The 12,477-nt window shown below is 55.1% G+C and carries 11 protein-coding genes; 5 read left to right on the forward strand and 6 right to left on the reverse strand.

Annotated elements, in window-relative coordinates:
* Positions 1 to 17 precede the first annotated feature (17 nt).
* The gene (locus tag PAT9B_RS04190) at positions 18 to 785 is read left to right on the forward strand and encodes a class II glutamine amidotransferase (RefSeq protein WP_013508008.1); all 768 of its coding nucleotides are present in this window, start codon (positions 18 to 20) and stop codon (positions 783 to 785) included.
* Here PAT9B_RS04190 and dpaA read toward each other — a convergent pair.
* Positions 756 to 1,502, reverse strand: coding sequence for a peptidoglycan meso-diaminopimelic acid protein amidase (gene dpaA, locus PAT9B_RS04195; protein ID WP_013508009.1), 747 nt, complete (start codon positions 1,500 to 1,502; stop codon positions 756 to 758). The two genes, PAT9B_RS04190 and dpaA, sit on opposite strands and share 30 nt — an antisense overlap.
* 243 nt (positions 1,503 to 1,745) lie before the next feature.
* Between dpaA and dinB the strand changes: the two genes are divergently transcribed.
* Positions 1,746 to 2,801 carry a DNA polymerase IV gene (gene dinB, locus PAT9B_RS04200; RefSeq protein WP_013508010.1) on the forward strand — a complete coding sequence of 352 codons (1,056 nt, stop codon included), beginning with the start codon at positions 1,746 to 1,748 and terminating at the stop codon, positions 2,799 to 2,801.
* A 527-nt stretch (positions 2,802 to 3,328) separates the two neighbouring features.
* Here dinB and PAT9B_RS04205 read toward each other — a convergent pair.
* From PAT9B_RS04205 to pepD, 4 genes are all read right to left on the reverse strand, one after another.
* Complete coding sequence (locus tag PAT9B_RS04205; protein WP_013508012.1) at positions 3,329 to 4,399, reverse strand: sugar ABC transporter substrate-binding protein; 1,071 nt, start codon at positions 4,397 to 4,399, stop codon at positions 3,329 to 3,331.
* Between the two features lie 27 nt (positions 4,400 to 4,426).
* Positions 4,427 to 5,425 carry an ABC transporter permease gene (locus tag PAT9B_RS04210; RefSeq protein WP_013508013.1) on the reverse strand — a complete coding sequence of 333 codons (999 nt, stop codon included), beginning with the start codon at positions 5,423 to 5,425 and terminating at the stop codon, positions 4,427 to 4,429.
* Positions 5,422 to 6,927, reverse strand: a complete 1,506-nt coding sequence (locus PAT9B_RS04215; protein WP_013508014.1) for a sugar ABC transporter ATP-binding protein — start codon at positions 6,925 to 6,927, stop codon at positions 5,422 to 5,424. The genes PAT9B_RS04210 and PAT9B_RS04215 overlap by 4 nt, the downstream gene beginning before the upstream one ends.
* Before the next feature lie 259 nt (positions 6,928 to 7,186).
* Positions 7,187 to 8,647 (reverse strand): beta-Ala-His dipeptidase, encoded by a 1,461-nt coding sequence (gene pepD / locus PAT9B_RS04220; protein ID WP_013508015.1) that lies wholly within the window; start codon positions 8,645 to 8,647, stop codon positions 7,187 to 7,189.
* Positions 8,648 to 8,901: 254 nt separating this feature from the next.
* On the opposite strand from pepD, the gene gpt reads away from it, so the two are divergent.
* The 3 genes from gpt (at position 8,902) to crl (ending at position 11,181) form a co-directional block, all read left to right on the forward strand.
* Positions 8,902 to 9,360 carry a xanthine phosphoribosyltransferase gene (gene gpt / locus PAT9B_RS04225; RefSeq protein ID WP_013508016.1) on the forward strand — a complete coding sequence of 153 codons (459 nt, stop codon included), beginning with the start codon at positions 8,902 to 8,904 and terminating at the stop codon, positions 9,358 to 9,360.
* Positions 9,361 to 9,478: 118 nt separating this feature from the next.
* The gene (gene frsA, locus PAT9B_RS04230) at positions 9,479 to 10,720 is read left to right on the forward strand and encodes an esterase FrsA (protein ID WP_013508017.1); all 1,242 of its coding nucleotides are present in this window, start codon (positions 9,479 to 9,481) and stop codon (positions 10,718 to 10,720) included.
* A 59-nt stretch (positions 10,721 to 10,779) separates the two neighbouring features.
* Positions 10,780 to 11,181: a sigma factor-binding protein Crl gene (crl, locus tag PAT9B_RS04235; RefSeq protein ID WP_013508018.1), complete on the forward strand. Its 402-nt coding sequence runs from the start codon at positions 10,780 to 10,782 to the stop codon at positions 11,179 to 11,181.
* Between the two features lie 63 nt (positions 11,182 to 11,244).
* Here crl and ompC read toward each other — a convergent pair whose 3' ends face one another.
* Positions 11,245 to 12,360, reverse strand: a complete 1,116-nt coding sequence (ompC, locus tag PAT9B_RS04240) for a porin OmpC (protein ID WP_013508019.1) — start codon at positions 12,358 to 12,360, stop codon at positions 11,245 to 11,247.
* Between the last annotated feature and the right edge of the window lie 117 nt (positions 12,361 to 12,477).

Below are 12,477 nucleotides of genomic sequence, written 5' to 3' on the forward strand. Positions count from 1 at the left end.
TTACTAAGGCGGTAGCTATGTGCGAATTGCTCGGGATGAGCGCCAATGTCCCTACGGATATCTGTTTCAGTTTTACCGGTCTGGTGCAGCGGGGCGGCGGAACCGGGCCGCACAAAGATGGCTGGGGCATCACTTTTTACGAAGATAAAGGATGTCGCACCTTTAAAGATCCGCTGCCGAGCTTTAACTCGCCGATTGCCCGTCTGGTGCAGGAATACCCGATCAAGTCACACTCGGTGGTGGCCCATATCCGTCAGGCGAATCGCGGTGAAGTGTCACTGGAAAACACCCATCCCTTTACCCGCGAGCTATGGGGGCGAAACTGGACCTATGCCCACAACGGCCAGTTGAAAGGGTATCGCCAGTTGGATACCGGCCATTTCCGTCCGGTCGGCGAGACCGACAGTGAAAAAGCCTTTTGCTGGATTCTGCACCAACTCACCACGCGTTATCCGCGGACGCCGGGTAACTGGCCAGCGGTATTCCGCTACATCGCTGAGTTGGCGGCGGAACTGCGCCAGAAAGGCGTGTTCAACATGCTGTTGTCGGACGGACGTTATCTGATGGCGTTTTGTTCCACCAATCTGTTTTGGATCACCCGCCGCGCGCCCTTTGGTAAAGCGAAGTTGCTGGATCAGGATGTTGAAATTGATTTTCAGCAGCAGACCACGCCGCAGGATGTGGTGACCGTGATTGCCACGCAACCGTTGACAGGAAATGAAACCTGGCACCGGATAGTGCCAGGTGAGTGGGTATTATTTTGCCTGGGAGAGCGCCAGGAATGATTTTGACGCAGCGTCTGGCGCGGTCATCACCGCCGGACTGCTGTTCACCGCATACTGGCCAGTGGCGGTCACGTTGACCGTCGGTGGCTGGCGGTATTTCTCAAAATACGCATAGCCCGGCTGCAACTGACGCCAGAAGCTGGCGTAGGTGGAGTAGCGGTGACGCTGCATGTTGCTGTCGGTCATACGGAACGGGAAGATGCTCAGGGCGATCTCTTGCTGGCCATTACGCAGCGCCGCGTTCACATAGGTATAAATCTCGTCCATGTAGGCGTTAGTCATGGCATAACAGCCAATTGACTTACAGTCGCCGTGAATCATCAGATATTTGCCGTTGTAGCCATTGTCACGGTCAAATTGATTCGGGAAACCGGTATTGATGGCGCGATAATAGTGGCTATCCGGTTTTAACTGATTCAGTTTTACGCTGTAAAACCCTTCCGGACTTTTAAAATCACCCTCACGGCGTTTGGGTCCCAAACCGCCAGAGAAATTACAAATGCGGTAACTATCCAGCAGACGATATTCATTACCGATCTTGCCGTACAGTTCCAGCGTGCGTTCTTCCTTGAAAATCTGAATATAAACCGGCGTGCCAAGTAATTGTTTTTTTAGTTCTTTACTGACCGGAGCCTGTGGGTTAACTGGCTCTGGTGTCATTGCCCAGCTAAGGACCGGCATAACAATCATCGCAAGGAATAATGCGATTCTGCCCATTCTGTGTGTACCTTGAAGTGAAGAAGAACTCTGACGCATAACGTCTCTGTATTGCATTATCGGAAATATCCGCTACCGCAGCGCAACATTAACATTGTCTGGCGTTTAATCAAGCCGGTGGCTGAGAAAATAGCCATTTCTCAATGGGATTACGGCCATAAATTTGTAAACTTTAATGCTGGCAGCGACAAATATTGCTGATATCTTACGATGCTGTATACTTATCCAGTATTCGGAGGGGGTATGCGTAAGATCATTCATGTCGATATGGACTGCTTCTTCGCGGCAGTTGAAATGCGCGACGATCCCTCTTTGCGTGATATCCCCATTGCCATTGGCGGCAGCCGGGTACAGCGTGGTGTCATCAGTACCGCCAACTATCCGGCGCGCGAATATGGCGTGCGCAGCGCGATGCCCACCGCCATGGCGCTGAAACTCTGCCCCCATCTGCGCCTGCTACCCGGACGATTCGAAGCCTACAAGGAAGCCTCGCGCCAGATCCGCACCATCTTTGCCCGTTACACCTCGTTGATTGAGCCGCTTTCGCTGGATGAAGCCTACCTCGATGTGACCGATAGCCCACATTGCCACGGGTCCGCCACCTTGATGGCGCAAGCGATCCGTGCCGATATCTGGCGGGAAACGCAGCTCACCGCGTCAGCCGGTATCGCGCCAATTAAGTTTCTCGCCAAAATCGCATCTGATTTGAACAAGCCTGACGGCCAGTTCGTCATCACACCGCAGGCGATGCCGGATTTTCTGCTGACGCTGCCGCTGAGCAAAATTCCCGGGGTGGGCAAAGTGTCGGCGAAAAAGCTGGAGGAGATGGGGCTACTCACCTGCGGTGATGTGCAGCAAACCGATCTGGCGCGCCTGCTCAAACGCTTCGGCAAATTTGGCCGGGTGCTGTGGGAGCGCAGTCACGGCGTTGATGAACGTGGCGTGGTGGTCGAGCGGGAGCGCAAATCCCTCGGCGTGGAACGAACCCTGATGGAAGATATCCATAGCTGGGAGCAGTGTCTGGAGATTATTGATTATCTCTACGAGGAGCTGGAGCGTCGTCTGACGCGAATTCGTCCGGATAAGCTGATCGCCCGTCAGGGGGTGAAACTGAAGTTTAATGATTTCCAGCTCACCACCCAGGAGCATATCTGGCCGGTGCTGAATAAAGAAGACATGATCGCGGTGGCACGTAAAACCTGGGACGAACGGCGCGCCGGACGCGGTGTCAGGCTGGTGGGGTTACATGTCACGCTGGTGAACCCACAGCTGGAAAGGCAGTTGCTGCTGGGGTTGTAGTAAGGTGCGGGCTGTTACCCTCACCCCGGCCCTCTCCCATGAGGGAGAGGGAGGTGTGCCATATGCTCGACCGGTTCTCATGACGGAGAGGGAGATGTGCCATATGCTCGACCGGTTCCCATGAGGGTGAGGGAGGTGTGCCATATGCTCGACCGGTCTCCATGAGGGTGAGGGAGGTGTGCCATATGCTCGATCGGTTCCCACGAGGGAGAGGGAGATGTGCCATATGCTCGACCGGTTCCCATGAGGGTGAGGGAGATGTGCCATATGCTCGACCGGTCTCCATGAGGGAGAGGGAGGTGTGCCATATGCTCGATCGGTTCCCATGAGGGAGAGGGAGATGTGCCATATGCTCGATCGGTTCCCATGAGGGTGAGGGAGATGTGCCATATGCTCGACCGGTCTCCATGAGGGAGAGGGAGGTGTGCCATATGCTCGATCGGTTCCCATGACGGAGAGGGAGATGTGCCAGATGCTCGATCGGTTCCCTCTCCCGCTTGCGGGAGAGGGTTAGGGTGAGGGCAAAATTATTTCTTACCGTACTTCGCTTCCAGCGTGGCGAACCACGGGGCGACGAAATCGCTGTTCTCACCCCAGCCCGGGATGATTTTGTTCAGCGACGCCACATTCACTGCACCTTGCTGGCTGTTCAGCTGCTGCTGTGAAATCGCCGACGCTTTAAACTCATAGCTGGCAGGTGTAGCTTCACCGGCGATTTTGTTCGCCACCAGGCGCATATTCACCGCACCAATGGTTTTCGGATCAACCGCGACAGTCTGCACCCACGGACTGTTTTTCGCGTGCATCAATTGCAGGTCCTGGTTAGAGACGTCAATGCTATACAGCTTGATCTCGGTACGACCATTCTCCTGCAACGCCTTGTAAGCCCCCTGGCTAAAGGCATCCCACGAACCCCAGATAGCATCAATCTTGCCTTTCGGGTACTTAGCCAGAATCGCGCCAATTTTGTTGGCGGTGTCGCCCTGCACGTCAGAAGAGACCGCCCCAATCGACTCCAGCTGATGAATACCCGGATTCTCTTTCAGCAGTTTTTCATACACCACCTGGCGACGGTCCATCGCCGGGAAGCCACCGACCCACAGCTTGACGATATTCGCCTTGCCATTGAAATCTTTGATCATCTGGCCGAGTGACTCTTCCGCCAGTGACGCGTCATTTTGTGCCGTTGTCGTTACGCCGTTGACCGGAGTATCCACCGGGGTATCGAACACTGACAGCTTAATCCCGGCATCGGCAATACGTTTCACCAGCGCGGTGGAGTAGGGTTCTTTACCGTGGGACAGAATGATGCCGTCATACTTCTGGCTGATCGCCTGGCTGACGAAATCCTGGAAGCGGGCGTCATCACCATTGCTCAGGAAGGTGCTGACTTTAAAGCCCAACTGGCGGCCCTGCTGAATCGCACCGGCGACAAACTGGGTGGTGTTATCGTCAGAACCGAGGTTACGGATAATCGCGATACGCACCGGACCCTGATGATTAGCGATGGCGGCAGGCACCGGCACCACGGTGTCGGCAAAGGCGGCGCTGGCATTCAGCAGGCTTACGGCCAGCAGCGAAAGGGTGATTTTTTTCATGTTGTTCTCTTTCTTAAGGGAAGCGCCTTAACGGCGCTGGATATAGGTCATCGCCAGGGCCAGAGCCAGCACCAGGCCTTTAATAATGTCCATCGCGTAGTAAGGCACGGAAAGCATCACCAGACCGTTTTGCAGTACACCGAGGATCACCGCACCCACCAGGGTGCCGAGCGCGTTAGGTTTGCCGGAACCGGCCAGCGAGAAGCCGATCCATGCCGCCGCGACGGCATCCATCAGATAACCGCCACCGGCGTTCACCTGTGACGAGCCAATTCGTGATGCCAGCAGAATGCCGCCCAGGCCAGCCAGCAGTGAGGCGATCACATAGGCCAGCACACGATAACGGGTAGTGCGAATGCCGGAGAGACGCGCCGCTTCCGGGTTGCCGCCGAGGGCATACATGCGACGACCATGTTTGGTCAGCGACAGCGCCAACTGGGCGACCACCGTTACCACCAGCATAATAATCACGATGGTCGGCACCTGGCCGAGCAGGTTAAAACCTGCCGGAATGGCACCTTCTGCCATGTCACCGTTCGGCATCACCATATTTTCGGTAATTGAGCCACCAAAGCTGTAAGTCATTGCCACGCCCTGAATCACGAACAGCGTGGCAAGGGTCGCCAGCATGTCGGGAATGCGCAGCACCACAATCAGGAAGCTGTTAAACAGCCCGACCAGGGTGCACAGCAACAGGGTGATGATGATCGCTTCCGTGGTGCCAAAGCCGTACCAGACGAACAGCGAAATCACCAGCGCATTTGCCAGCGAGGCGGTAGAACCTACCGACAAGTCAAAGCCGCCAATGGTCAGGGAAATCGACACCCCAATGGCAATCACCGTCACAATGGCGATGGAACGCAGGATGTTGATGATATTGGTGGGTTCAAGGAAACTGTCTGACGCGAGGCCAAACGCGGCGATCAGGATCACCACCGTCAGCAACATGCCCCATTTATACAGAAAATCAAACAGTTGATGGCGCAGAGAAGGCTGCGGGTTCAGGATTATTTCTTTGCTGCTCACGCAGGGGTTCCTCCGGTGGAATAAAGCAAAAGCGTCTCTTCTGTGGCCTCACGTCCCTCCATTTCTGCCACAATGCGCCCGTCCCAGAGCACACAAATACGGTCACACAGGCCCACCAGCTCGGAAAACTCCCCCGACGCATAGATGATGCCCTTACCTTCCCGTGCTAAACCGTCGATCAGGCTGAACAGATCGGTTTTCGCCTTGATGTCGACTCCTTTGGTCGGTTCATCAAAAATCAGGACGTCGGCGTTATTGCGCAGCCATTTGCCGATCGCCACTTTCTGCTGATTACCGCCGGACAGGCGGCGTAGCGTTTGTGCCGGGCCGGTGGTGCGCACGTTGAGGCGGTTGATGACCTCTTCTGCCCAGCGCCATGCCTGACGATGACCAAACAGGCTCCAGCGGGAAAAACTGTTATCAGCGCTGATGCTCAAATTCATCGCCACGGATTCGTCAATGAAGATGCCCTCTTTGCGCCGTTCTTCCGGCACCAACGCCATGCGATTTTCCACTGAGTCGTGCGGGGAACGTGGCTGCCACGGTTTGCCATGCAACTCGCCCTTGCTGACACGGCTTTTGCTGGCACCGAATAACGCTTTGCACAGCTCGGTTTTACCAGCACCGGCCAGACCGGCGATGCCCAGGATCTCCCCTTTATGCAAACGCAGCGAGATATCCTGTAACAGCTGGTCATCGTGCAGACCTTCCACCGACAGCAGCAGTGGCTGTGACTGACGTTCACGACGCGGCGGGTAGACATCGGTCAGCTGATGGCCGAGCATTTTCTCAACAATTTGCTCACCACTGAGTGCGGCCATCGGAGCGGTTTCGATCAACCGTCCATCACGCAACACCGTCAGTTGGTCGCAAATCGCTTTCAGCTCGTGAATACGGTGGGAAATAAACACCACGCCAATGCCGTTACCCTGTAAACGGCGTACCACGCTAAACAGGCGCTCGCTTTCGTGCTGATCGAGCGGCGCAGTGGGTTCATCCAGAATCAGGAAACGGCAGTGGTGGGAGAGGGCGCGGGCCAGCAAAATCTGCTGCTTCTCCGCCAGCGAACAGCGTTCCACCAGACGTTTGACATCAATATTGACTTCGAGCTGCTCCAGCAGCGCGCGCGCCTGGCGACGGATCTCCCCCCAACGATAGCCGTGGCCGGGTTCTGCCAGTTGATCGAGCAGGATGTTTTCCGCCACGCTGAGCTGCGGCACCAACGCCACATCGACTTCCTGCTGGACCAGATGAATACCCAGTTTTTTTGCATCGCGCGGTGAGCGAATGGTCACGGGCGCACCGTCGAGCAGGATCTCGCCGTGATAATGGCTGTGGGCACCTGCCAGCACCGCCATCAGTGTTGATTTCCCCGCGCCATTCGCGCCGGTCAGCGCATGCACCGAGCCGCCGTCGGTGGTGAAATCCACCTCGGTCAGCGCGGCGAAACCGCCAAAAGCGATGGAGATATTACGCATCTCCAGGCGGTTAATCGCACTCATGGACTGGGCCTTTAATAGAGAGAATTGGGCGCATTTTTTCCTGAACATCCAGGCTCGGCAACAAACGAAAGCGCATAAGCTAGCACAAAATCTTATTAGCCATCCAGACATCTGGGCGTAACGGCGGCTAAAACTGGCCGTAGCGGAAGCGCTGGTGAAAGAAGGAGGTGATGTGAGTGATTTGTAGCGAATTATGCTGGGATTGTTAACGGGCATAAAAAAACCAGGCCGGAGCCTGGTTTGTCACTTTACGAAATAGTTACACTTTTTCCGGCACAACGTTCAGCAGTGAGGTCAGCAGCTGCCAGTACAGACCGACGCTGGCAATGTGCACCTGCTCATCCGGGGAATGCGGGCCAGTGATGGTCGGTCCAATCGAGACCATATCCATATTCGGATAAGGTTTCTTGAACAGGCCACACTCCAGACCGGCGTGGATCACCTGGATGTTCGGCGTTTTGCCAAACAGCGCTTCGTAGGTTTTACGCGTCAGTGCCATGATCGGCGAATCGGCATCGGGCTGCCAGCCCGGATAGCCGCCTTTCGGTGCCGTTTTGGCCCCGGCCAGCTCACCCAGCGAGGTCAGTACTTCTACCACGTAGTCTTTACCGGTATCGATCAGGGAACGGATCAGACAGATGATTTCTGCATGGTCCTGCTCCATGGTCACCACACCGACGTTAAGCGAGGTTTCCACCACGCCTTTTGCCACGTCTGAGTTACGGATCACGCCGTTCGGGGTGGTATTCAGCAGGTTGATGAAGCGATCGCGGCTATCGGCAGTCAGCGCCTGGCCCTGATGCGCCAGCGGCTCGCTCAGCAGCGCGATGTTCTTCTCTTTAATTCCCAGCTCGTTTTGCAGCGTGGCCTGGAAATGTGCCGCAGCAGATTTCAGCGCATCAACTTTGTGGCTGTCGATCGCCAGGGTAGCAAAGGCTTCACGCGGGATGGCGTTGCGCAGCGTACCGCCGGTGAACTCAATCAGACGCACATCGAGGGCGCGCGCATGGGCAGCAAGGAAGCGTGCCAGCAGTTTGTTGGCGTTGCCGAGGCCGAGGTGGATATCCGCGCCAGAGTGGCCGCCTTTCAATCCTTTCAGCGTCAGTTTCAGGGTTTCATAACCGGCAGGCACCGCTTCACGGGTCAGCGGCAGGGTGGTGATAAAATCGATACCACCGGCGCAACCCATGTAGATCTCACCTTCTTCTTCTGAGTCGGTGTTGATCAGAATATCGGCCTGCAACCAGTTCGGCTGTAAACCAAACGCGCCATCCATGCCGGACTCTTCCGTCATGGTCAACAGCACTTCAATCGGACCGTGCGTCAGGCTGTTGTCGGCCAACACCGCCAGCGCCGAAGCCATACCGATGCCGTTATCGGCACCCAGCGTGGTGCCACGCGCTTTCACCCATTCGCCATCGACATACGGCTGAATCGGATCTTTGGTGAAGTCGTGCACGGTGTCATTGTTCTTCTGCGGCACCATGTCGAGGTGTGCTTGCAGGGCGACCGGCGTGCGTTTTTCCATGCCTTTGGTGGCGGGTTTACGAATCAGGATGTTTCCGACCTGATCGCGCTCAACCCAAAATCCCTGCTCTTTAGCCCAGCCGACGATGTATTCGGCCAACGCTTCTTCATGGTAAGACGGGTGTGGAATGGAGCAGATTTTGGCGAAAATATCCCACAGCGGCTGGGGGGAAAGTTGAGACAATTCAGACACAACGCGTCTCCTGTGTCAGCGTGGCGGACAGGCCGCTCGCACGCGGGGTTCCAGTGAAAGATCGCCGTCAGCTCATCTGACGTGATGGGGCTGAGAATATCACTGTTTCTGGCCGGGTGCGTAATCAGGCGCGTTAAAAACCCGCAACCGATGTGCAGATGCTGGTTTTTAATGCGACAGATCCTTATAATCTCGCGCAACCCATTCCCCATTGCACATTTTTAAGCCAACTTCAATTGGCCGGGACTCCTTTTATGAGCGAAAAATACGTCGTCACCTGGGACATGTTGCAGATTCATGCCCGTAAACTGGCCCAGCGCCTGCTTCCTGTGGAACAGTGGAAAGGCATCATCGCGGTAAGCCGTGGTGGTCTGGTACCGGCATCACTGCTGGCGCGTGAACTGGGTATTCGCTATGTCGATACCGTGTGCATCTCCAGCTACGATCACGATCACCAGCGTGAGATGACCGTACTGAAGCGCGCAGAAGGTGATGGTGAAGGCTTCGTGGTGATTGACGATCTGGTGGATACCGGCGGCACCGCGCAGGCGATCCGCGATATGTATCCGAAAGCACGTTTTGTAACCATTTTTGCTAAACCGGCAGGCCGTTCGCTGGTGGACGATTACATCGTCGATATCCCGCAGAATACCTGGATCGAACAGCCGTGGGACATGGGTGTGGTGTACATTCCCCCCATCGTTAAAAGCTGATTGATGTAACGCAAACAACGCCCGGTTTCGCCGGGCGTTGTGCTTTCTGTCTCTCGCACCGACACTACGGGTGCAGTAAACTGTTCTTCGCCGTGACCGTCGCAGGAGAGAGTTTACGATGCCGAGCAAAAACCTCAGCGAAGAGCTATTCAAACCGCGTTTCAAACACCCTGAAACATCCGCCCTGGTGCGGCGTGAGCACCATAGCCCAATCCAGGTACATAACGCGCTGGAAGGGGATACCCAGCATTGCTGGTATCGCATGCTGAATAAACTGCTGTGGACGTGGCGTGGCCTGACGCCGCAGGAGATCAGCGAGGTACTGGCACGTATCGCTATCAGCAACGTCGAGCACACCAGCGATGAACTGCTGGATACGGTAATTGGCTACCGCAGCGGCAACTGGAATTTTGAGTGGTCGAAACAGGCGGCGATGTGGCAACAGGAAGCCACGCAGGATGAAGAACATGCCGGTCAGCATTGGCTGCACGCGGCCAATCTGTTCAGCCTGGCGGCCTATCCCTACATCAAAGGCGACGAGCTGGCCGACCAGGCGCAGGTGCTCGCCAATCGCGCGTATGAAGAAGCCACGCAGCGCCTCTCTGGCGAAATAAAAGCCCTGACTTTCTCGGTAAGTGGCGGCAGCCCGGTGACCGGTTTTCTGCACATGCCTGCGCAGGCCCAGGCCCCTTATCCGACGGTGATGTTGTGCGGCGGGCTGGATTCGCTGCAAATCGACCATTATCGCTTGTTCCACGACTACCTCGCACCACGCGGTATCGCGATGCTGACGCTGGATATGCCATCGGTAGGTCTGAGCAGCAAATGGACGCTGAATCAGGATACCAGCCAGTTACATCAGCAGGTGCTGCGTGAGCTCAGCAACATCCCCTGGATTGATCATACGCGTGTGGGGCTGTTTGGTTACCGCTTTGGTGCCAATGTGGCCACGCGGCTGGCCTATCTGGAAGTGCCGCGTTTGCGTGCGGTCGCTACGCTGGGAGCGATGGTGCATGGCGTGTTTGTCGATGAGCATCGCCAGGAACAACTGCCGGATATGTATATGGATATGCTGGCGAGCCGCCTGGGCATGTCATCCACACCGGACAGTAATTTGCGCACGGAACTGAATCGCTACTCCCTGAAAGTGCAGGGGCTGTTGGGGCGTCGTACCCCGATTCCGATGCTGGCCGCTTACTGGAACAACGATCTGTTTTGTCCCGAAGACGATGCACGCATGATTGCCAGTTCCTCTGCCCAGGGGAAAGCATTGATGATTCCTACCGCGCCGGTTTTCAGCAGTTTCGACAAAGCGCTAAATCAGATTTGCGACTGGCTGGCAAAGCAGTTAAAACACTAAGTGGATTAACTTACAGGATTTGCTAAAACCAACACGCGTGTATCCAAGGGAGAATTAGCATGACGTTACCGAGTGGTCACCCCCGTAGTCGCCTGCTTAAGCGCTTCACTGAACTGGGACCGTATATTCGCGAAGGGAAATGCGAAGAAACACGCTTCTTCTTTGATTGCCTTGCGGTATGCATCAATGTGAAGCCGGCACCGGAAAGTCGTGAGTTCTGGGGCTGGTGGATGGAGCTGGAAGCGCAGGAAGATCACTTTACCTACCAATACACCTTTGGTCTGTTCGACAAAGCGGGTAACTGGAGTGCTTCAGCCATTAAAGGCAAAGATAACAATGCTAAAGTTGAAGAGACGCTGCGCAACTTCCACGAGCGTCTTAAAGCGACACTGCATGAGTTGAAACTGGATCTCAAACCTGCTGCGGGATTTGATGAACAACCGGTAAAGCTGAGCGCGTAAGCAATAAAAGGGGCAGGTGATGAGCCTGCCCCCCTGATTACAGACACATTGAGGGTAAAACGTTTAGAACTGGTAGGTCATGCCCACAGCAACCACGTCGTCACTGTTGAGTGACAGTTTGTTGTCATCAGACAGCTGGTTGATTTTGTAATCCACCATCACAGACATGTTTTTGTTGAAGTAGTAAGTCGCACCCACGTCGATGTATTTCACCAGGTCGGCATCGCCGATACCGTTTTCGATATCTTTGCCTTTGGTCTGCACATAACCCAGTGACGGACGCAGGCCGAAATCAAACTGATACTGTGCTACCAATTCGATGTTCTGCGCTTTGTTCGCTGCACCGGCAACGGATGCACCCTGATAAGTACCACTGATCGGGGTCATGTTGCGGGTTTCGGTGTAGATTGCTGCCAGGTAAACGCTGTTGGCGTCATACTTCAGGCCAGCACCCCAGGATTCTGCTTTCTGGCCTTTACCGTAGGTGCGGGCTTCCTGCTGATTGGTACGGTCAGAAGAGGTGATGGCACTGATGGCGCTGATGCCGGTATCACCAAAGCTGTAGCCCAGTGATGCACCGTAGCCGTCGCCGTTTTGACGCGAAGTATCGGTCGCGCTACCACGGGCGTTGGCGCTGGTAGAGTCGTTTTTGCCCTGATATTGCAGCGCGAAGCGCAGACCGTCCACCAGGCCAAAGAAGTTGTTGTTACGATAGGTTGCTACGCCGGTAGCGCGCTGGGTCATAAAGTTGTCAGAACGAGCAGTACCGTCGCCGCCGAATTCCGGGAACACGTCGGTCAGGCCTTCTACGTCATACAGCACGCCGTAGTTACGACCGTAGTCGAATGAACCGTACTGGCTGAATTTCAGACCGGCAAAGCCCAGACGGGTTTTGTTGCCGCTGTTGGCGTCTGAACCTTCAGAGTTGTTCACGTTGTACTGATATTCCCACTGGCCGTAACCGGTCATCAGGTCGTTGATTTTGGTCTGACCTTTGAAGCCGATACGCACGTAAGATTTGTCACCATCTGAGCTGGCGTTGTCGCTCATATAGTTTTCAGCTTTAACCTTGCCGTAGAAGTCCAGTTTGTTACCGTCTTTGTTATAGACTTCCGCTGCGTGTGCACCTGAAGCCAGAGCCAGCGCAGAGACGATTAATGCCAGTTTGCTTTTCATCATTTTGCTATCAATCCCAATGAGTAAAATTTGTTGTACCCGTGAAAGGGCTTGTAATAAAACACGGGGACTTTTTACCGGGTAGCGATGAAAGTTTTATGACAGTTTTTCTGATTTCTT

This window comes from Pantoea sp. At-9b, from assembly GCF_000175935.2.
Lineage (GTDB): Bacteria > Pseudomonadota > Gammaproteobacteria > Enterobacterales > Enterobacteriaceae > Pantoea.

Bases quoted from the DNA above. Each gene is read 5' to 3' on its own strand.
- PAT9B_RS04190 (WP_013508008.1), top strand. From the start codon at position 18: ATGTGCGAATTGCTCGGGATGAGCGCCAATGTCCCTACGGATATCTGT.
- crl (WP_013508018.1), top strand. From the start codon at position 10,780: ATGACGTTACCGAGTGGTCACCCCCGTAGTCGCCTGCTTAAGCGCTTC.
- gpt (WP_013508016.1), top strand. From the start codon at position 8,902: ATGAGCGAAAAATACGTCGTCACCTGGGACATGTTGCAGATTCATGCC.
- dpaA (WP_013508009.1), bottom strand. From the start codon at position 1,502: ATGGGCAGAATCGCATTATTCCTTGCGATGATTGTTATGCCGGTCCTT.
- dinB (WP_013508010.1), top strand. From the start codon at position 1,746: ATGCGTAAGATCATTCATGTCGATATGGACTGCTTCTTCGCGGCAGTT.
- PAT9B_RS04215 (WP_013508014.1), bottom strand. From the start codon at position 6,927: ATGAGTGCGATTAACCGCCTGGAGATGCGTAATATCTCCATCGCTTTT.
- PAT9B_RS04205 (WP_013508012.1), bottom strand. From the start codon at position 4,399: ATGAAAAAAATCACCCTTTCGCTGCTGGCCGTAAGCCTGCTGAATGCC.
- frsA (WP_013508017.1), top strand. From the start codon at position 9,479: ATGCCGAGCAAAAACCTCAGCGAAGAGCTATTCAAACCGCGTTTCAAA.
- ompC (WP_013508019.1), bottom strand. From the start codon at position 12,360: ATGATGAAAAGCAAACTGGCATTAATCGTCTCTGCGCTGGCTCTGGCT.